A 19,223-nucleotide genomic window follows, 5' to 3' on the forward strand; every position below is an offset into this window, starting at 1 on the left:
GGGTCAGGCCCGCAGCCACTCCGTGACCACGACTTCCCCGCCGGTCCGCAGCCGCAGGGCGAAGGGGCCGCTCGGCGGCGCGTCGCTGGTGAAGCGGCCCATGTCGTCGGCCACGACCGGCGTGGCCCACTGCGGGCCGCCGAGCACCTCGATCCGCGCCTGCTGCGGCGGCAGCACCTGCCCCAGCAGACCGTGCGCGCCCACCTCCACGTCCACGGTCACCTCGCCGGCGCGGAAGGTCAGCATCCTCGGCGTGTCCGTCGCTCCCCTGACCGGAATGGCGTCCACCACCGAGTCGAACGTCAACTCGGCGATACGGGCGTCGAGATCGTGCAGTGCGAAGGCCTCGACGGCGATCTGCCGCAGTTGGGCCGGCACGGGGTCCAGGATGGCGGCGGCCTGGCGGAGCTCCTCCTCCAGCAGCTCGACGCCGAAGCCGTCGTCGCCCAGGGGCCGTTCACCGAGGGGCTCCTCGCCCGTCACTTCGTCGTGCATGTCGTCGTTCACAGCGCTCCCCGTGCGTCGAGTCGGGCCCGAAGTCGGCGCAGACAGCGCTGGCGCAGCGGCCCGATGCTGCCCACGGCGATGCCCAGTGCGGCGGACACCTCCTGGTAGCTGGGCGGCGGCGAGGCCATCAGCACGCGCAGCAACTGGCGGCAGCGGTCGCCGAGTTCCTCGAACTCCTGCCACATCCAGCGGATGCGTTCGGTCTCGGCGGCCGCCTCCTCCGAGTCCAGGACCGACTGTTCGGGCGTACGGTCCTCGCTGACCCGGTCGAGCAGCTGCGGATCGCTCGTCACGGTCAGTCGCCTCAAGCTCTTGAGCACCTTCAGACACTCGTGCCGTGCGGTGCTGGCGAGCCACGATCCGGCCTTCTCGGGTTCACGGATGCGCCCCAGGTGCTGGGCGAAGCGGAACCAGACGGTCTGGTACACCTCATGGGCGTCGGCGTCGCCCAGCCGGTGCGCGCGCACGACGGACCACACCAGTGGGCTCAGCCCTTCCACGAGCGCCTTCCAGGCCGCCGCGTCACCGTCGACGGCGGACTGGACCAAGGCACCGACATCTGCACGGTCCACAGCCCCACCCCTCGTGTACGGCAAGTCATCGTACGCCGCGGAGGGGACGGTTCCGACCCTCATGAGCGAGGAGCCGGCGGTGTGACGGAGCCAGGGCGCCAGGTCGGGGGCCGAAGTGCCGGCACATGCGCCCCCCGCACCTCCGCGAACCCGGAGTTCGCCGCGAGCATCTTGTACCGGGCGACACGCGGGTCGCGCTCCTGCTGCGCCGTCATGTGGGCGGCGATCATGCCGGCGACGAGGGGCGTGGCGAACGAGGTGCCGCTCCAGTGCGCGAGCCCCTCGAACATCACCTGGTCGGGCTTGGTGGTGCCGCCCTGCTCGCTCAACACGCCGGTGTGGGGCGGGGACTGGCAGGTGCAGGAGTAGCCGAAGCCGTACCGGCAGGCGTCGTAGGTGGAGTGCTGGTACACGTACGGCACGGGCGCGTCGAAGCCGGTGAGGACGCTGGTGAGCCGCTCGCCGGGCGCGTACACCTGCACCCAGCCGCCGTGGTTGCTGAAGCAGGCACCGAACTCGCCGTCCTGGCGCAGCGCTCCGACCGACAGCACGACGTCCTGGTAGTCGGGCTGGTCGGCGTAGGCGGCGGGCCAGAAGGGCGTGGCGCTGCCGTTGTTGCCGGCCGCGGCGACGAGCAGGGTGCGCTGGCCGCGCAGCTCCTGCATGAACGCCTCGACGCCGAGCAGGCCGTCGGTGCGGCCGTTGGCCGTGCCGGCGGAGAGGCTGAGGATGTCGGGCCAGCCGCCCGCGTCGACGGCTTCGAAGAGCTTCTCGCCGAACTCGGACTCCAGGATGGCGCCCGCGTCGTTGAGGGTGTTGCGGACGGTGACGTCCGTGTTGGGCGCGACGGCGGCGACGAGCCCGGCGATGAAGGTGCCGTGGCCGACGTACTGCTGGAGTATGCCCTGGCCGTCGCACTCCTGGAGCTGGGCGTCGCCCTCGGTGTGGGCCAGCAGCGGGAAGGCGCGGTAGTCGTGCATGAGGCCGGTGTCGATGACGAGGACGCCGACGGCGGTGTCCGGGTCGTGGCCGCCCTCGGCCGGGGCGGGGTTGGTCCCGTCGGCGAGCGGGGCGGGCGCGGGTTCGTCGCCGGGGCAGGAGTTGACCTGACCGGTGATCCCCACGAGGTGGTTGCGGCTGACGAGGCGCCGTCCGGCCCGTCCCTCCGTCGCGCGCAGGGCGCGCAGGGCGCGCGCGACGGTGCGGTCGCCGCTGCGGTCGCCCTCGCCGGGGTCGCCGACCTGGATGCGGGTGATGCCCGAGCGGTTGGTCCGCGGGCCCGCGCGGCGCACGTTGTCCTGGACCAGGTCGGGGTCGGCGGTGAAGTGCGCCCGCACGGTGTCCTCCACGACGCGGGCGTCCTCGCCGTCGCGGACCAGCACGTAGCCCTTCTCGTAGATGAACTCGCCGGAGTCGTCCGGTCCCATCGCGAGGGGGACGTCGGGCATGGAGCGCTGGATCTGCTCGAACTGCTCGTGGAATCGCTGTGGTGCCATGGCGTGTCCTCCTGCTGAGGCGACGGTCGTCAGTCAGAGCCGTGCGGTCGCTGATTGATACAGCGCCAAACCTGTGTGGCACGGTTCCGGGGCAACTACCATCCGTGGAGTGACAGCGGGAAGCGACTCGGTTCTCGAACTGCTGCCGATGGTGTTCGCCGCCCCGAACGACGCGCTGGCGAGGGCGGAAGGAGTGCTCGACGCCGATCCGTCGCCGTGGCACGCCTCCGTCGCCCATCAGGTGATCGGCATCTGGCAGCGGGACTGGGGCGACATGCGCATCGCCCTGTATCACCTTCGGCGTGCCCGGGATCTCGCGGCACGCGCGGAGTCGGCCGACCGGGAGGCGGACGCGTTGGCCGCGCTCGGGGTCGCGTTGGTGCACGCGGGGCGCACGCAGCAGGGGCTGGCGGCGCTGGAGCGTGGGGTCGCGCGCGGCAGCGGACACACCCGCGCGCGCGTGCTGTTCCGCCGGGCCTACGCCCGCTGGGTCCTGGGCCGTCACCGGGAGGCGCTGGAGGACGTACGCAAGGCGATACCCGTGCTGCGGCAGGCGGAGGACGTCATCTGGACGGCGCGGGCGCTCACCCTGCGCGCGACCGTGCATCTGGCGCTCGGGGCGATGGACCGTGCGGCTGCCGACTTCACGGCGGCCGAGGCGCTGTGGGACACCACGGGCCAGGAGCACGACAAGGCCGACGCGGTGGAGAGCCGGGGACTGGCCGCGTTCCGGGCGGGCGACATCCCGGCGGCGCTGCGGCTGCTCGACGAGGCCGAGGAGCGGTACGCCAAGCTCGGCACGCCGACGTTCATGCTGAACATCCGTCGCTGCGAGGTGCTGATGGCGGCCGGGCTGGCCCCGGAGGCGCTGGCCGAGGCGGACGCGGCGATCTCCGTGCTCGACGGCATCGGCGGCCAGTCCACCCGCAAGGCCGAGCTGCTGCTGGCCGCCGCGCGTGCCGCCCGGCTGGCGGGCGACGCGCACACGGCGATCGCGCGAGCCGACATGGCCGTACGGCTGTTCGCGGGGCAGCGGCGCATGTGGTGGGAGACGCACGCCCGGCTGGTGCTGATCGAGGCTCGGGTCGCCGCGGGGCGCAGTTCGGGCCGGCTGGTGGCCGACACGGCGGCGGTCGCCGAACGGCTGGCCTCCTTCGGCGCGCCGGCCGCGCCAGAGGCCTCGCTGCTCGCGGGCCGCATCGCGCTCGACCTGGGCTGGCGGGCCGATGCCGAGCGGCATCTGGCGGTCGCCGCCCGCAGCAGGCGCAGCGGGCCGCCGCTGGCGCGGATGACGGGCTGGGCGGCACAGGCGCTGCGGGCGCGGGCGGCCGGGTCGGGGCGCGGTGTTCTGGAGGCCTGTCGGCGCGGCCTGGACGTGCTCGACGCCCACCGGATGACGCTGGGCGCCACGGAGCTCAGGGCCCGCGCCACCGCGCAGGGCGCCGAGCTCGCCATGCTGGCCCAGCAGGCCGGCCTCGACTCCGGCAGCCCGCGTCGGCTGCTGGTGTGGAGCGAGCGCTGGCGGGCCACCGCGCTGTCGACGCCGCCGACCCGGCCGCCCGCCGACCCGGAGCTGCAGAGCGACCTGACCGCGTTCCGGGAGATCGCGGCGCGCGCCGAGGAGGCCCGTGGTGAGGCCCGTCCCGTTCCGGTGCTGGAGCGTGAACAGCGGCGCCTGGAGCGGGAGATACGTTCCCGGACCCTGCACCTGCGCGGCGACACACCCGGCGACGGCCACCGCTTCGACCCGGGCCGGCTGCTTCAGCGGCTGGGCGACGACGTACGGCTGGTCGAACTCGCCGTGCTGGACGGGCGGGTTCAGGTGCTGCTGTGCGGGCAGGGGCGGGTGCGCCGGTACGAGGCCGGGCTGCTGGCCGAGGCGGAGACGGAGGCCGAGCACGTCCAGGCCGGCCTGCGGCGGCTGGCGCATCCGGGCGCGGAGGGGCGGTTGCCGGTGGTGGAGGCGGCGGGGCGGCGGCTGGAGGAGCTGCTGCTCGGTCCGGCCGCGGCGCATCTGGGCGACGGCCCCGTGGTCGTCGTACCGCCGGCCCGTCTCCACCGTGTGCCGTGGGCGCTGCTGCCGTCGCTGCGGGAGCGGGTGCTCAGCGTGTCGCCGTCCGCGAGCGGCTGGCTGCGCGCCCGGGAGACCGAGCCGCCGCCGGGCGGGCGTCATGTGCTGGTGCGGGGGCCGGGGTTGGCGACGGGCGGCGCGGAGGTGCCCCATCTGGCCTGCCGATACGGCGGCGCCGTCGTCCTGGAGCACGCCGACGCGCGCGTGCCACGCGTACTGGAGGAACTCGACGGCGCCGCGCTGGCCCATATCGCCGCCCACGGCACGTTCCGCGCCGACAGCCCCCTGTTCTCGTCGCTGCGGATGGCCGACGGGCCGATCGTCGTGCACGACTTCGAACGCCTGGACCGCAGCCCCTACCGGATCATCCTCTCCTGCTGCGACACCGCCCGCTTCGCCTCCGTCGGCGCCGACGAACTGCTCGGCCTGGTCACCGCGCTGCTGCCGCTGGGCACGGCGGGGGTGGTGGCATGCACGGCACCCGTCAACGACGCCGCGGTGGTGCCGCTGATGCTCGCGCTGCACAAGGGGCTGAGCGAGGGGCTCTCCCTGGCGGAGGCGCTGCGCGACGCCCGGGCGGCATTGCCGGGCGACGCGCTGCACCAGGCGACGGGGTGGGCGTTCTCGGCGTTCGGGGCGGCGTGACGCTCCGCTGGTTGGGCCGTGATGGGGAGTGCCGCTGTGTGTCGGTGGTCGTCTGCGGGTTCATTGTGGCTGGTCGCGCCCGCGCGGCGGAGCCGCATATGGACCAGCCCCGCGCCCCTTTGGGGCGCTGCCGTGGCCCGGCGCCGAGGGAGCACCCTTCTTCGCCGTCGCTCACGCCGGTTGTTCCACCAGCCCCGGCAGGGCGCCGCGGTCGTCGGCGCCGAGGCGGGCGTAGGCGCTGTAGAGGTGGTTGCCGACCGTGCGGACGGACAGGGTGAGTTTCTCGGCGATCTGCCGGTTGCTCAGTCCCGTGGCCGCCAGGGTGACGATCTGCCGTTGCCTGGTGGTCAGTTCGCCCAGCACGAGCCCGGACAGCGCCGGGGTACGAGCGCCCTGGCAACGGCGGGCCAGGGCGACGGCACGCGTGCGTGCGGTGCGGGCGGCGCGCGGGTCGCGGTGGGTCCGTACGGCCTGGGCGCGCGCCTCCGCCGCGAACAGCAGGAAGCCGCGCTGCTCCAGCTCTTCGGCCACCTGGTCGAGCGCGGGGCCGTCGCCGCGGGTGAGCGCGTCGGCGTGTGCGGCGAAGACCCCGGTCAGGCGGCCCGCGGCACGCTCGGGGGCGCCGAGGCGGACGGCGTCGTACGCATCGCCGGTGAGCGCCGCGACAACCCCTTCGGCGTCGCCCCCGCAGGCTGTTGCGGGCCGGGTGACCGCCCCACCCCCGTGGGAGCGGCCACCCAGGATCTTGTGCGCGGCCGGGACATCGCCCGACTGCGCTGCGGCGAAAGCGAGTTCAAGACGGCAGGACGGATCGTCGGCGCCGTCCCGCAGCCCCTCCCGTGCCCACGCGGCGGCTTCGCGCAGCTCCCCGCGCAGCCGCGCGAACCGGGCGCGTACGGCCGCGTACCCGACCGGCAGCGGCGCGCCCTCCGCGACCAGCCACTCCCCCACGGGCGTCGGCGTCGCCCGTACGTCCGCCCGCTCGATGCGGCGGGTCAGCGCGGCCCGCTCGGCGTCGAGAGCGGGGCCGCACTGCTCCGGCGCACGGGACAGCCGCCTCGCCCGCAGCCTGCCGGCCGCGGCCCGCAGCACCGGGCCGTGCAGGGGGTGGGCGAGGCGGACAGCGCCCTGGTCGTCGACGTGGACCAGGGAGTCGGCCTCGAGGTGCTCCAGGGCACGAAGGGGGAGTTCGTCCAGGTCCAGGGGCAACGGCTCGGCGAAGGCGAGGCGTTCGAGGGTCTCGCGCTCTTCGGGGCAGGTGCGGTCGAGGACGTGTGCCGTGCGTTCCCGTACGGTCGCGGTGACCGGCACCGGGCCGCGCCACGCCCACTCGTCCGAGTCGGCGACCTGGGAGAGCAGCCCGCGTTCGCGTACCGCGCCCACCAGGTCCCGCAGCAGCCGCAGGTCCCCCTGGCACAGGCGGTGCAGCCGGTTCACGGTGAGCGGCTCCGGGCGACCTCCACCGGCTCCGCCCGCCAGCAGTTCAGCGGTCTCTTCCCGGGGCAGTGGCTCCAGGGTGAGGCGGGGCAGGAGTTCGCCGGTCCACAGCCGGGAGATCGCGCCCGGGGCGGGGGCGCCGTCGGTGGTGACGACCAGGAGACGGGTACGTCCGTGCACGGCCAGCTGGTGGACGAGGGCGGCCGAGGCGTCGTCGAGCAGGTGCGCGTCGTCGACGAGGAGCAGCCGTACGCCGGACAGGTGCTGGAAAGCGCCGTGCAGGGAGGCCGTCTCGGGTACGAGGTGCGCGAAGGCGGCGAAGCGGATCCGGCGGGTCTCGGGGGTGCCGGCCACCCTGGCGCAGTCGGTGCCGCGCACGGTCTCGGTGACGAGCCGGGTCTTGCCGCGGCCCGCCGGGCCCGTGATCACGATGCCGTGCCGACCTGCGGTCAAGGACCCACGGACCAGTTCGAGTTCGTGCTCCCGGCCGGTGAACGGCCAGGGCAGTTCCAGGGTCTTCGCGTCCCGTTCGAAAGTCATCACGGCAACAGGAGCGCGGTGACTCACATTTGATACACGGGGACTTGAGTAGCCCTCGACTCAAGCGCCCGCGGCGGGCCGACGGCAACCTGTTCGGCATGACCGCCCGCTACTGCTCCCTCGCGCAGCAGTCGGCGCCCGCCTTCGCACCGGGGCTGGCCGCCGAGCGGCTCAGTGCGCTCATCAGCGGACGCCGGATGTGGGTCAACAGCACGGTGCTGCACTACTACTTCTTCGACCGGGACTCCGACGGATCCGTGATCCAGGACCCGGCGACCGGCAGGGCCCAGCGCGTGTCGTGGGTCGGCGGCAAGGAGCAGCAGGACGTCGTGCGCGAGTGCTTCCAGGAGTGGCAGGGCCTGGGCATCGGGCTGTCTTTCGTGGAGGTGCGCGACCAGTCGGAGGCCGAGCTGCGGATCGGGTTCCAGCTGGGCGACGGCTCCTGGTCGAACGTGGGCAAGGACGCGCTCCAGGTGGGCCTCAACGACCGCACGATGAACTTCGGCTGGGACCTGACCGCGCCCGGGGAGCGCGCGACGGCCCTGCACGAGATCGGGCACGCGCTCGGCATGCTGCACGAGCACCAGAGCCCGTTCGCCGGCATCCACTGGGACGACGAGGCCGTGATCGCCGATCTGGCGGGCCCGCCGAACTTCTGGAGCCGGGACAAGACGGTCTTCAACATCCTGCGCAAGCTCGATCCGCACGAGGTCAACGGCTCCGTCTGGGACCCGCACTCGATCATGGAGTACCCCTTCTCGGCCGGGCTGATCCTGGAGCCGGAGCAGTTCCGCGCGGGCCTGAACCCGCCGGGCGTGCTGTCCAAGACCGACAAGGAGTTCGTCCGGCGCTGGTACCCACCGGCCGAGACGCCGGGGCCGCAGGGGCTGGTGCCGTTCCGCTCGGTGCCGCTGCGGCTCGGGCCGGCCGAGCAGGCCGACTTCGTCGTCGAGCCGCCGGAGACCCGCGAGTACACCGTGGGCGCCTTCGGCGACAGCGACACCGTCGTGGTGCTCTTCGAGGAGCGGGACGGCGAGCCCCGCTACCTCACCGCCCAGGACGACGGCGGCACACCGCACAACGCCACCGTCAAGGCCCGCCTCGTCAAGGGCCGCCGCTATTTCGTCCGTGTACGTCTTTATGCCAACTGGGGTTCGGGGGAGACAGCGGTCATGTGCTGGTGACAGCACGGATTCGCTGACGCGCACTGACGCGACAAGTCCACAGTCCGGCGCCGGGGGAAGCGGCCGGGCGTACGCCGCCTTCGGGGGAGGGCGACGTGCGCCCGGCCGCGCCGACGTTCCCGACCGGCGGTCGCGCCGGCTACAGCTCCCGTGCGAAGACCACCATCGGCCGTCCGGGACCGTCGTAGTCCTCCTCCACGCGCGCGTGGAAGCCAAGCCTGCGGTGGAAGGCGATGGAGCCCTTGTTGCCGACCGAGGTGATCGCCTTGAGTCGGACCGCGCCCTGGCCCCGGGCCGCATCGGTGAACTCCGCGTAGAGGCGGCGCCCCAGGCCGGTGCCGCGGGTGTCGTCCCGGGTGGCGATGAGGTGGACGTATCCGGTGTGGTCGGGGGTGACGAAGCCGATGACGTATCCGCGGATGCCGTCCTCGGCCCGTGCGACGAGACAGGTGGCGCCGAACTCCCTTACCAGCACCGGATGATGGAGCGCGCGCAGGTCGCGCTCGCCCCAGTAGCGACCGTGGTCCTCCAGCACCTGGTGGAGGTCCGTGACATCGGCGGGGACGATCTCGAGCGGCATAGTCCTGATCATGACACGGGTGGGCGTTGACGGGCCGCCGTACGCTCTGCCGTCTCGGCCAACCTCGTTCGCACCTCGGGCGGTTCGAGAACCTCCACGTCCGGACCGAAGCCGAGCAGGCGGCGGGTCACGGCCGTCGGGGAGTCGAAGTGCAGGACCAGGCGGTGCCGGTCGGGTTCCGGGTCCCGCATCGCGCGGGCGACGCCGCAACCGCCGCGCTCCCCCCGTACGGCGTCGACCAACTCGGCGAGATCCGGGACGAGTCCGGGCGGCCTGAACCAGACCTGGCTGTCGATGTGGAAGCGCGCGGCCGCGGCCTGCGTGACGGCCCGGCCCGAGGCGGGAAGCGACGCCACCAGCTTCAGCCGCGCCTGGGACAGCGCCTCACCGAGGGCCACGCGGCCGAGCCGCATATCGATGCAGCCGCTCCAATGGGCCGCCCGCGGAGACGGCGAGCAGGGCCGTGGCCTCTGCGGCGCTGATTCCGAGCAGCGGACTGCGCCGGCCGTCCATCAGGCGAAGAGCGCCTCCAGGTCCCGGCAGACCGTACGGACCGACACCTCCAGCTCGTCGGCGAGTTGACGGATGTAAGCCATACGGTCGCAGCGTCGCCCAAAGGCACCCCCATGACCCTCAGGGAGACAGCAAGTGATCACCGGATACCTCATCGGCGAGAGCCTTCGTCCCGGCACCGACTTCGAGCCGCGGGGCCTGCGGCTGCGCAAGGTCAGCCGGGTCGACGTCTCGGCGAGTGCGGCCGAGGGCCAGCCCGGACTGTGGACGTTCGTCGAGTGGGAGAGCGACGGCGCCGTCACGGGGCTCGCGGAGGCGTTCGCGGCGGTGCTGGAGCCCGAGAACGGCTGGTACGTCGATTTCGTCGCCGAGGCGGTCGCGTACGGGAGGTCGGTGGGCACTCCTGAGCCGCCGTCGTGGCGACCAGGCCGCCGCGCAACACGTTCCTCCTGCTTAAGGCACTCATGACGTCTCCTCGGACTGCCTTGGAGCTGCTGGCTTCCTGACGTAACGAAGCCAGGTGGAGAAGCTGCCGAAAGCAGTCGTCCCACCCCCCGCTCGTGGTGGTGCCGGCACCCGGATCGGCCGCCCGCGGAAAATCACGCGCCCGGGGGCGGCAGCCGGCAGTACGGTCTCGGCGTGATCGGAGACGACGGCTACTTCGGAGAGAACATCGCGGCCGGCTACGACGAGTCGGCGGCGGACATGTTCCGCCCCGACGTGGTGGGCCCGACGGTGGACCTGTTGGCCGAACTCGCCGGGGACGGCCCGGCGCTCGAACTCGGCGTCGGCACCGGCCGGATCGCGCTGCCGCTGGCCGGCCGCGGTGTACCGGTGCACGGCATCGACATGTCCCGCGCCATGGTGGACCGGCTGCGCGCCAAGCCGGGCGGCGACGCGATCGACGTGACGATCGGGGACTTCGCGACGGCGAGGGTGGAGAAGACGTTCTCGGTCGCCTACCTGGTCTTCAACACGCTCATGAACCTGACGACCCAGGACGCCCAGGTCGACTGCTTCCGCAACGTCGCCGCGCACCTGGCGCCCGGCGGCCGCTTCGTCGTCGAGGTCATGGTCCCCGAACTACGCAAGCTCCCCGCCGGGCAGAGCGCCGTTCCGTTCCACATCAGCGACACGCGTTGGGCGTTCGACACGTACGACCTCGCCACCCAGGCCACGAGCTCCCACTACGTCACCATCGCCGACGGCCGCGCCGAGCACTGGTCCATCCCGTTCCGGTACGTCTGGCCGGCCGAGCTGGACCTCATGGCCCGGCTCGCCGGGCTGCGTCTGCGCGACCGTTGGGAGAACTGGACGCGCGAGCCGTTCACGAGCGAGAGCGGCAAGCACGTGTCAGTGTGGGAGAAGCCGGCCGACTGACACCGCGTCCGTACGCCGCCCAGTCCACGATCCGCACCGCCGCGCCCGCCGCCTCCTCGCCCCGGCAGTGGGCGTGGTGCCTGCGGGCGATGCCGTCCAGGTCGAGGTGGGTGCCGAAAGCGGGGTGCGCCGCGAGCCGTCGGGCGTAGGCCCAGAGGTGCGGATGGTCGGTGACGCGGGTGACCGCGGCGGCGTCCAGGTGATGGCGGTGCACGGCGTCCAGTTGCACCAGCGTCACCCACAACTCGACGTCCGCGAGGGTCGGTTCGTCGCCGAGCAGGTACTCCTGGGAGGCGGTGCGCCGCTCCAGTGCGTCCAGGGTGTGCAGCAGGGTGGTGAGGGCGGTGTCGCGTGACGCCGGGTCGCCCTCCGGCTGTCCGGCGCGCTGCGCGGCCGCGGTGATGCCCTGCTCGCAGAGGCGGCTGATGCTCTCGACGGCCTCTTCGGCGCCGTACGGGTAGAGGTCCGGGCCGTGGCCGCCGAACCGTCGGGCCAGGTCTCGGAGGATGTCGGGGGCGTGCGTGCTCACGATCGTTCCGGTCCAGGTGTCGCTGAGCACCGGGGCCACGGCCGGTCCGGGGTGCTGGTGCGAACTGGCCTCGTACAGCGGGCGCAGCTCCTGGTGTCCCCCGTCGGGGGCGTCGGGCACGGCGGGCAGCAGCGTCACCGGGAGGACGTCGTCGAGGCCGAGCAGGCTGTGCGTGACGGCGATGCGCAGACCGCGAGGACACGAGAGGGACAGGTGGAGCCGGTAGCGGCGGGGCGCGGCGTAGTAACCGCTGCGCGCGTCACAGCCGATCCTGCTCCGGAAGGACGGCACGGCGGTCGGGGATGGGGCGGACATGCGTCTCCCTGGGGTGCTCGGTCACGGGCATACGGCGGCGAGGGCGCGCGGCGGCTTCGGCGCGGCCGGGATGCGGCAGGTGAGCGTGGGGGGGTGAGGTTCAGGCGCGGGCGGGCATGGCGCCCTCACCGTGCGGGGGACTCGCCGCACCGCACACACGCACGAGGTCGATGTGGCGGCGGGAGGTCAGCAGGGGCAGCGGCCGGACGGCGACACGGACCGTGTCACTGCCGAGGTCCGGCGCGGAGCGGCCCATGTTTCCCTACCAATTCACTAGGATTCCCGTACTGGAGTGTCGGGCCCCATCCCAGCCACGTCAAGAGGGCCGCCGAGCAGTGAGACGTGGCTCAGGAATTCGTCGAGACGCCGGTCAGGGGTTCGTCCAGGCCTCGGGGTCGTCCGCGAGGCTCAGGACGTCGGCGGGCAGCTTGGCCGCGGCCACGTCGGCGAGGGTGACCTCGCCGAGGATCTTGCGGACGTTGGCGCGTACGGCGATCCACAGCGGGAGCAGGGACTCCGCGGGGCCGATGTAGGAGAGGTCGGGCGGGCGTACGCCGCGCACCGAGACCAGGGGCCCGTCCGCCACGCGGATCACGTCCGCGATGGGGATCGAGTCGGCGGGCCGGGCGAGCCGGTAGCCGCCCTTGCCGCCGCGCTGGCTGACCACGAGGCCGCCCCGGCGCAGGTCGCCGAGGATGCCCTCCAGGAACTTGTGCGGGATGCCCTGTGCCTCGGCGATCGCTTCGGCCTTGAGCGAGGTGTCGTCACCGGCCGCGGCCAGTTCCAACGCCGCCCGCACCGCATAGTCCGCTCTCGCCGAGATCCGCATGCTGAGATTATCCATCACCGCCGTGCCCGCCTTCGCCCGTCGGCCCTTCGGTCAGGCGGGGAGGCTGAACGGAGGATGTGCGCCGTTGAGGAAGTAGTCCCCGACCTCGCGCAGTCGGTGGGCTACCGGCTCGCGCAGGGTGTGCGTGCGGGTGTCGCGCCAGAAGCGGTCCAGGCCGTGCCGCGCGAAGGCGGCGGGCACACCTACGGCGTCCATGGCACGGGTGGTGATCTCCTGCGCGGCCCGGGAGGCGGCGGCCTCGGCCGCGCTCGCGAGGACGGCGATCTCGGCGCACTCCTCGTCGTCGAGTTCCTCGCCCCGTGCGAGGCCGTGGGTCAGGGCGGCCACCGCCTGGTCGGCGAGGGCGGACGCGGCACGCGCGGCGACGGCGAGCTCGCCGTACGCGGTGAGCACGTACGGGTCCTGCGGCGGGCTGCCCGGCCAGGGCTGCGGGGAGAACGGCTGCCAGGCGGACCGCGCCGCCCTTCCGTGCTCGCGGACTTCACCGAGCAGCCCCTCGGCGACGCCGAGACAGAACTGGGCGGAGACCAGCCGGGCGGTCGGCGCGGCGAGGCCGGCGAAGGGCGACAGGGCACCCTCGTCCGCGGAGAGGGAGCCGAGCACATCGTCGGCCCCGACCGGCACGGAGTCGAACCCCACACCGCCGGCGGCCGACAGCCGCTGACCGAAGGTGTCCCCGCCGGCGCCGTTCACGAGGCCCGGGTGGGCGGGGTCCACGAGGACGGCGAGGGGCTCGCCGGTGCCGGGCACGGCGGCACGGACCACCAGCCGGTCGGCGACCCCGACCCCGGAGCCGTACCTCTGATGGCCGTCCAGCACATAGCCGTTGGCCGTCGGGGTCAGCATCAGAGGCGGTTCCTGCGAGGCGATGCCGCCTCCCCAGTACCACTGCCCCGCCGTGAACGCCCGCTCCACGCGTGCGGCACGGTCGGGGCCGGCGAAGAACCGGGCGCAGTAGGACAGGAAGTAGTGACTGCCCAGCAGGTGGCCCACGGACCCGTCGGCCGCGGAGAGGGTCCGCACGACCGTGTAGGCGGTGCGCCAGCCCGCACCGCCTCCGCCGTGCGCGGCCGGCACCAGCAGCGTCAGCAGCCCCGATTCGCGCAGCCGCGCGACCTCGTCGAGCGGTGGCTTGCCGGCCTGCTCGCGCTCGACCGCGTCCGTGGCCAGGTCCTCCGCCAACTCACGGGCCGTGTGCGGCCAGTCGGCCGGCTCGGCTCCCGCTGCGGTCGCCGCGTCGGCCGGGGGTGCGCTTGTCATGGCGGACTTCCTTCAAGACAGAAGAGAACGCGATCCCGGGCTGCCCGGCCGACCCGGTCGACGTCATCCTCACTCGCCCACCCGAGGAGGGTCAACAGTTCCCTAGTAATTCGATAGGAAATCTAGGGAATACCCGTCGCTCTGGCTGATTACCGCTCCGCGAAAGGGATCTGAGCCACGGGCTGGGCGGCCGTCGTGCCGCGGAACGGGTGGCTCCACAGCCCCTGCGCCGCCAGCCGCGGCAGGACGCCCTCACCGAACCAGTACGCCTCCTCCAGGTGCGGGTAGCCGGAGAGCACGAACTCGTCGATGCCCAGCCGGTGGTACTCGGCGATCCGCGCGGCGACCTCGTCGTGACTGCCGACCAGCGCGGTGCCCGCGCCGCCGCGCACCAGCCCGATACCGGCCCAGAGGTTCGGGTGGATCTCCAGGCCGTCCCGTCCGCCGCCGTGCAGGGCGAGCATGCGCTGCTGCCCCTCCGACTCGCTGCGGGCGAGCCCGGCCTGTACGGCCCGTACCGTCTCCGCGTCGAAGCCGTCCAGCAGCCGCCGGGCCTCCGCCCACGCCTGCTCGCCGGTGTCCCGGGTGATGACGTGCAGACGGATGCCGAAGCGGACGCTCCGGCCCTCCTTCTCCGCGAGCCCCCGGATCCAGGCGATCTTCTCGGCGACGGCGGCCGGCGGCTCGCCCCAGGTGAGGTAGACGTCGACGTGGCGGGCCGCGATCTCTCCGGCGATGGGTGAGGAGCCGCCGAAGTACACCTCCGGGACCGGGTCGGGCAGGCGGGCCAGCTTCGCGTCCTCGACCCGGAGGTGTTCACCGGCGAGATCGACGCTCTTGCCCTCCCACAACCGCCGTACGACCTCCAGGAATTCACCAGTACGGCGGTAACGGTCGTCCTTGTCGAGGAAGTCGCCGTAGGCGCGCTGCTCGCGGCTCTCCCCGCCCGTGACCACGTTGAGCAGGAGCCGTCCGCCGGTCTGCCGCTGGAAGGTGGACGCCATCTGCGCGGCGAGCGTCGGCGAGACGAAGCCGGGCCGGAAGGCGACCAGGAACTTCAGGCGCTCGGTGTTCTGGCTGACCATGGCGGTCGTGAGCCAGGCGTCCTCGCACCAGGCGCCGGTGGGGGTGAGCGCGCCGACGAAGCCCAGGTCCTCGGCGGCGCGGGCGATCTGGCTGAGGTAGGCGACCGTCGGCGGCCGGTCGCGGCCGGACGCGGTGGCGGGGGTGCCGTGGCCGCCTCCGACGACGTGACGGCTGTCGCCGTTGGTGGGCAGGAACCAGTGGAAGGTGAGGGACACGTCGGGTCTCCGATCAGGAAGGCCGGGCAGGAAGGTCAGGAGCGTGCGGGGGCGTTCGTCACAGCAGGCCGTGGCGGGGTGGCTTGGTGCCGCTGAGCACGTAGCGGCCGATGTGCTGGACCTTCCAGCGGGTCGGGTCGTGCAGCGTGTGGGTGCGGGCGTCGCGCCCATGGCGGTGCGGGCCCAGGGAGTCGAGCGCCGAGCGGGTGCCGGCCACCTCGAAGAGGGCGCTGCCGATGTCCACGGCGGCCTCCGCCGCGGTCACCTTGGCGGCGGCCACCGCGATCGAGGCCTCGGCGGCCGAGTCGTCGGTCGGATCGGCGCGGGCGGAGTCGACGGACCGGGCGGCGGTGGCGACCAGCGCGTCGGCGGCCCGTACCCGGATCGCCAGTTCACCGAACCGCTGGATCAGCAGGGGGTCCTCGGCGGCGGTCGCGTGCCCCTCACCGACGCTCTCGAACCAAGGGCGGCTCTTCGTGCGGACGAACTCCACGGCCTCGGCAAGCGCCCCGGAGGCGATCCCGGCGTCGATGGCCGCGTGCGGCAACTGGGCGTCGGCGCCGTGGAGTTGGGGCCCCTGCAAGGTGAGGTGGTGCGGCACCACCCGGTCGGCGGGCACGGGCACCGATTCCAGGCGGACGGTGCCGCTCGCGGTGGTGCGCTGCCCCATGCCGTCCCAGTCGTCCACCACTGTGAGGCCGGGCGCGTCCCGCGGTACGTACGCCACGTGCAGGTTGTCGTCGTCGGCGCGGGCGAGGACGGGGATCCAGTCGGCGAACAGGGCGCCCGTGGAGTAGTGCTTGCCGCCGTCGAGGATGTACACCCCGTCCGGGCGCAGCCTGAGCCGCGTACGGATGTCCTGCACATGGCTGCCCGCCTCCGACTGGGCGTTGCCGAACCGCTTCCCCGCCAGCACCTCGCCGAGGAAGAACTCCTGCTGCTGCCGCGTCCCCTGCAGGCGCAGCACGTTGACGTACACGAAGTGGCTCTGCGGGATCTGCGCCAGGCTGGCGTCGGCCGAGGCCAGCAGCCGGAAGATCTCGGCGAGTGTCTCCGTACGGACGTCCGCGCCGCCGAACTCCGCGGGCACCGTCACCCCGAGCAGCCCTGACTCGGACAGCCGCGCCACCTCGGCATGCGGGAGCCGGCGCCGCGCGTCCCGTTCGACGGTGTCCTTGCGGAAGTCCGCCGCGAGTTCGGAGGCGGCCGCGAGGGCCTCGGCGTCGTCGGCGATCACGGTCACGGCACTCATCCGGTGGCCGCCAGCAGGGTCGGACGGCCGCCGAGGGCGAGCGAGAACTGGTCGGTGACCTGGGCCAGGGCCTCGGCAGCGCCCGGCGCGACCGTCAGAGTGCCGTCGTCGCCCACGGTGATGTCCTTGTCGAGGGTGAACCAGCCCGGCGTGATGTGGGCGGGGCCCATGGAGTTCAGTACGGGGCGCAGGGCGTAGTCGATGGCCAGGACGTGGGCGGTGGTGCCGCCGGTGGCCAGAGGGAGGACGGTCTTGCCCGCGAGTGCGTACTGCGGGAGCAGATCCAGCAGTGACTTCAGCAGGCCGGAGTAGGCGGCCTTGTAGACGGGGGTGCCGATCACGACCCCGTCCGCGCGCTCGAACAGGGCGGTGGCCTCGACGATCGCCGTATGCCGGAAGTCGGCGTGCAGCAGGGCCTCGGGCGGAAGGGTGCGGACGTCGAACGGGATCACGTCGTGCCCCTGGGCCCTGAGTCGGTCGTCGAGTTGGCGCAGCAGCCGGGCGGTGCGGGAGGTGGCGGAGGGGCTGCCGGAGACGGAGAGGATGGTGGCCATGGGAGGACCGACCTTTCAGGAGTACCAGCTGGGCTGCGGCAGTTCGCCGGTGAGGACGTGGCGGCCGATCTCGCGGCGCTTGTAGGCGACCGGGTCATGGAGGGTGTGCGTGCGGACGTTGCGCCAGAAGCGGTCGAGGCCCTCGGCGGAGGCGGAGGCGGTGGCGCGGGCGCCGGTCACCTCGAACTCGCCGCGGGCCCGCTCGGTGACCGCGTCCGGGTCGAAGCCGTTGTTCTCGGCGAGGACGGCCAGTTCGCGGTTGTGGTCGTAGCTCCAGTCGGTGCGCTGCTCGATAGTGCTGGTGACCAGGCCGCCGCTGACGTTCGGCACCCAGTAGGCGAAGCGGACGGGATCGGATCCGGGCGGTACGGGCATGGGGAACTCCTGGCATGACTGCGCACGCGAAAAGGCGCGTGCGTGACAGGGAAATGTGCTCAGTGATCGGGATTCAGGCGTGCGGGAACGCGGACCCGGGAAAAGCCGAAATCACGAACCGAAATCACGGCGGAAGTCGGCCGCGGTGAAATGGGCGAAGAGAGAGCGGCGCGCGTGCGAGGGTTTCCTCGGAGGCTGAGCTGGTGCGTTCAGACCAGGCAGCGACAGCAGGAGCTGGAGACACGCGCGAGGTCGACGTGGCGTCGCCGCGTGAGGTCCTGTCGCTTCATGTCATCGATCAAAGCAGCGGGGAGTCCGGCTGGTCAAGAATGCCCGTACGTGATTCCACATGCTGAGAGTCGGTATTCACGAGGTTGTGACAGGGATTCCCTTGGACGCGGTGCGCGACGGGCGGCACGCGCACCGCATCAGCCGCATGGTCCGGCTCGGCACGGTGAACACGGCCACCGTGACGCTGGTCATCCCGACGGTGCGGGAGTTCCGGGCCGCGCACCCGGTCACCCAGGTCGAGTTGGTCGGGGCACAGCAGTCCGAGATCCATCGGGGGCTGCTGGAGGGCGCGTTCGATCCGGGGCTGGTGAACTATCTCAAGGGCGACGACATGGCCGAGCCGCTGGTGGTGATGCGGTCCGGCTACGTCATGCACCGTTTCCTGCACCGGCTGCTCGACGGGCGTACGCCGTCCTTCTCCTACTCCACCGACGACGTGCTGCTGGTGGTGCAGCGCCGCCATTCGGGCTCGGCCCCCCGGGCGGTCCGAGACTGCACGAGCTGTTCGTGCGCAACGCCCGTGCGTTCGAGGCCGCTTGAGGACGCCCGCTACACGCTGGTCTTGGGCAGACCCGGCGGGTTGATCTCCGACTTGGTCACGGCCTCGTCGGACAGACCCCAGCGCCGCAGCACCTTCGCGTACGTCCCGTTCTCGATGACATGGTTGAGTGCGTCGGCGAGCGGCTTCACCAGGCCGCTGTCCTTCTTGGTGGTGGCCGCGATGAGCCCCTGGAGGGTGGCGCCGGCGCCGGAGTAGGTGCCGACGACCTCCGTCCTTCCGGTGGTGGCCGCGTGGTAGGCGGCGGTCGGGTGGGGGCCGAGGTAGAGGTCGATACGGCCGGACTGGAGCGCGAGGTAGGTGTCGCTGTCGTTCTGGTAGTACTTGATGTCCACCGGCCCCCGGCCGGCCTTCTCGTTCTCCTTGCTCCACTCGACCAGCAGCTTCTCCTGGTTGGTGCCGCTGCCCACGGCGACGGTCCGGCCCGCCACGTCCGCGGGCCCGGTGACCTCCAGGCCGCTGCCCTTCTTCGCCTCGAAGGCCAGGTTGTCCTCGCGGTAGGTGGCGAAGTCGTACTTCTCCTCGCGCTCCTCGGTGACGGTGATGTTGCTGAAACCGGCGTCGTACTTGGCGCTGTCGAGGCCGACGAAGATGTTCTCCCAGGACACGGTGTTGATGTCCGCCTTGAGACCGAGAACGTCGGCGACCAGGTGGGCGAGGTCCGGCTCGACGCCGATGACGGTCTTGTTGTCGGTGGCGTAGAAGGTCAGCGGCGCGGCGGAGCCGGACGAGGCGACGAGTTCCAGGGTGCCTCTGTTGCGGATCTTCTCCGGGACCTCGGCGGCTATGGCGTCGACCTTGCCGGTGGTGATGCGGTCCTGGTCGGGACTGAGGTTGATCCTCGTCCTGGCGCCCGAGGTGGCCGCGACCTCGGTGGTGCCGCCGTCGGTGGGGTTGGCGCAGGCGGTGAGAACGAGGGCGGAGGCGAGTCCGAGCGCGGCTGTGACGGTGCGGCGGCGGGCGGGGCTGGTGGTCACGGTCGTACTCCTTGCGTGCGGACCAGGGGGTGAGG

At 72.6% G+C, this 19,223-nt stretch carries 19 protein-coding genes and 3 pseudogenes; 5 read left to right on the top strand and 17 right to left on the bottom strand.

What is annotated here, in order from left to right; translation table 11 throughout:
- Positions 1 to 3: 3 nt before the first annotated feature.
- The 3 genes from QQM39_RS03655 to QQM39_RS03665 are packed head-to-tail and all read right to left on the bottom strand — an operon-like array spanning position 4 to position 2,575.
- Complete coding sequence (locus tag QQM39_RS03655) at positions 4 to 507, bottom strand: hypothetical protein (RefSeq protein WP_301995154.1); 504 nt, start codon at positions 505 to 507, stop codon at positions 4 to 6.
- On the bottom strand, positions 504 to 1,079 hold the full coding sequence (locus tag QQM39_RS03660; RefSeq protein WP_301995155.1) for an RNA polymerase sigma factor: 576 nt from the start codon (positions 1,077 to 1,079) through the stop codon (positions 504 to 506). Before QQM39_RS03660 ends, QQM39_RS03655 begins: the two co-directional genes overlap by 4 nt.
- A 59-nt stretch (positions 1,080 to 1,138) precedes the next feature.
- Positions 1,139 to 2,575 (bottom strand): S8/S53 family peptidase, encoded by a 1,437-nt coding sequence (locus QQM39_RS03665; RefSeq protein WP_301995156.1) that lies wholly within the window; start codon positions 2,573 to 2,575, stop codon positions 1,139 to 1,141.
- A gap of 148 nt (positions 2,576 to 2,723) precedes the next feature.
- Between QQM39_RS03665 and QQM39_RS03670 the strand changes: the two genes are divergently transcribed.
- Positions 2,724 to 5,291 (top strand): CHAT domain-containing tetratricopeptide repeat protein, encoded by a 2,568-nt coding sequence (locus QQM39_RS03670; RefSeq protein ID WP_302003465.1) that lies wholly within the window; start codon positions 2,724 to 2,726, stop codon positions 5,289 to 5,291.
- Between the two features lie 171 nt (positions 5,292 to 5,462).
- Here the strand turns inward: QQM39_RS03670 and QQM39_RS03675 are convergent, their stop codons facing one another.
- Positions 5,463 to 7,268, bottom strand: a complete 1,806-nt coding sequence (locus QQM39_RS03675) for a helix-turn-helix transcriptional regulator (RefSeq protein WP_301995158.1) — start codon at positions 7,266 to 7,268, stop codon at positions 5,463 to 5,465.
- A 98-nt stretch (positions 7,269 to 7,366) separates the two neighbouring features.
- Between QQM39_RS03675 and QQM39_RS03680 the strand changes: the two genes are divergently transcribed.
- Positions 7,367 to 8,452 (top strand): M12 family metallopeptidase, encoded by a 1,086-nt coding sequence (locus QQM39_RS03680; RefSeq protein WP_302003466.1) that lies wholly within the window; start codon positions 7,367 to 7,369, stop codon positions 8,450 to 8,452.
- 139 nt (positions 8,453 to 8,591) lie between these two features.
- Here the strand turns inward: QQM39_RS03680 and QQM39_RS03685 are convergent, their stop codons facing one another.
- Positions 8,592 to 9,032: a GNAT family N-acetyltransferase gene (locus QQM39_RS03685; protein WP_301995159.1), complete on the bottom strand. Its 441-nt coding sequence runs from the start codon at positions 9,030 to 9,032 to the stop codon at positions 8,592 to 8,594.
- An 8-nt stretch (positions 9,033 to 9,040) separates the two neighbouring features.
- Positions 9,041 to 9,445, bottom strand: coding sequence for a WYL domain-containing protein (locus QQM39_RS03690; protein ID WP_301995160.1), 405 nt, complete (start codon positions 9,443 to 9,445; stop codon positions 9,041 to 9,043).
- A 235-nt stretch (positions 9,446 to 9,680) separates the two neighbouring features.
- On the opposite strand from QQM39_RS03690, the gene QQM39_RS03695 reads away from it, so the two are divergent.
- Both QQM39_RS03695 and QQM39_RS03700 read left to right on the top strand, forming a co-directional pair.
- Complete coding sequence (locus QQM39_RS03695; RefSeq protein WP_301995161.1) at positions 9,681 to 10,013, top strand: hypothetical protein; 333 nt, start codon at positions 9,681 to 9,683, stop codon at positions 10,011 to 10,013.
- A 171-nt stretch (positions 10,014 to 10,184) separates the two neighbouring features.
- Entirely contained in the window at positions 10,185 to 10,925 is a 741-nt protein-coding gene (locus tag QQM39_RS03700) for a class I SAM-dependent methyltransferase (RefSeq protein ID WP_301995162.1), read from the top strand.
- Here the strand turns inward: QQM39_RS03700 and QQM39_RS03705 are convergent.
- The 10 genes and pseudogenes from QQM39_RS03705 to QQM39_RS46045 form a co-directional block, all read right to left on the bottom strand.
- A complete protein-coding gene (locus QQM39_RS03705; protein ID WP_301995163.1) occupies positions 10,873 to 11,769 on the bottom strand; it encodes a glutathione S-transferase C-terminal domain-containing protein in 897 nt (298 codons plus the stop codon). The genes QQM39_RS03700 and QQM39_RS03705 overlap by 53 nt on opposite strands.
- A 100-nt stretch (positions 11,770 to 11,869) precedes the next feature.
- Positions 11,870 to 12,025: a putative leader peptide gene (locus QQM39_RS03710; protein WP_301995164.1), complete on the bottom strand. Its 156-nt coding sequence runs from the start codon at positions 12,023 to 12,025 to the stop codon at positions 11,870 to 11,872.
- 114 nt (positions 12,026 to 12,139) lie between these two features.
- Positions 12,140 to 12,598 carry an Rrf2 family transcriptional regulator gene (locus QQM39_RS03715; protein WP_301995165.1) on the bottom strand — a complete coding sequence of 153 codons (459 nt, stop codon included), beginning with the start codon at positions 12,596 to 12,598 and terminating at the stop codon, positions 12,140 to 12,142.
- A gap of 51 nt (positions 12,599 to 12,649) precedes the next feature.
- On the bottom strand, positions 12,650 to 13,879 hold the full coding sequence (locus QQM39_RS03720) for an acyl-CoA dehydrogenase family protein (protein ID WP_301995166.1): 1,230 nt from the start codon (positions 13,877 to 13,879) through the stop codon (positions 12,650 to 12,652).
- Between the two features lie 149 nt (positions 13,880 to 14,028).
- Positions 14,029 to 15,180, bottom strand: coding sequence for an LLM class flavin-dependent oxidoreductase (locus QQM39_RS03725; protein WP_301995167.1), 1,152 nt, complete (start codon positions 15,178 to 15,180; stop codon positions 14,029 to 14,031).
- Between the two features lie 58 nt (positions 15,181 to 15,238).
- The gene (locus tag QQM39_RS03730; protein WP_301995168.1) at positions 15,239 to 16,432 is read right to left on the bottom strand and encodes an SfnB family sulfur acquisition oxidoreductase; all 1,194 of its coding nucleotides are present in this window, start codon (positions 16,430 to 16,432) and stop codon (positions 15,239 to 15,241) included.
- Positions 16,429 to 16,986 carry an NADPH-dependent FMN reductase gene (gene ssuE / locus QQM39_RS03735; protein WP_301995169.1) on the bottom strand — a complete coding sequence of 186 codons (558 nt, stop codon included), beginning with the start codon at positions 16,984 to 16,986 and terminating at the stop codon, positions 16,429 to 16,431. The genes QQM39_RS03730 and ssuE overlap by 4 nt, the downstream gene beginning before the upstream one ends.
- A gap of 15 nt (positions 16,987 to 17,001) precedes the next feature.
- A pseudogene (locus QQM39_RS03740) lies at positions 17,002 to 17,172 on the bottom strand (monooxygenase); the annotation flags it as partial.
- A gap of 33 nt (positions 17,173 to 17,205) precedes the next feature.
- Positions 17,206 to 17,361: pseudogene (locus QQM39_RS03745) on the bottom strand (dimethyl sulfone monooxygenase SfnG); the annotation flags it as partial.
- A 209-nt stretch (positions 17,362 to 17,570) separates the two neighbouring features.
- Positions 17,571 to 17,651 carry a putative leader peptide gene (locus QQM39_RS46045; protein ID WP_367669684.1) on the bottom strand — a complete coding sequence of 27 codons (81 nt, stop codon included), beginning with the start codon at positions 17,649 to 17,651 and terminating at the stop codon, positions 17,571 to 17,573.
- Between the two features lie 131 nt (positions 17,652 to 17,782).
- Here QQM39_RS46045 and QQM39_RS03750 point away from each other — a divergent pair.
- Positions 17,783 to 18,192 (top strand): annotated as a pseudogene (locus tag QQM39_RS03750) (LysR substrate-binding domain-containing protein); the annotation flags it as partial.
- Positions 18,193 to 18,201: 9 nt separating this feature from the next.
- Here the strand turns inward: QQM39_RS03750 and QQM39_RS03755 are convergent.
- A complete protein-coding gene (locus tag QQM39_RS03755; protein WP_301995170.1) occupies positions 18,202 to 19,188 on the bottom strand; it encodes an ABC transporter substrate-binding protein in 987 nt (328 codons plus the stop codon).
- Positions 19,189 to 19,223: the final 35 nt, after the last annotated feature.

This window comes from Streptomyces sp. DT2A-34 (assembly GCF_030499515.1).
Classification (GTDB): Bacteria; Actinomycetota; Actinomycetes; order Streptomycetales; family Streptomycetaceae; genus Streptomyces.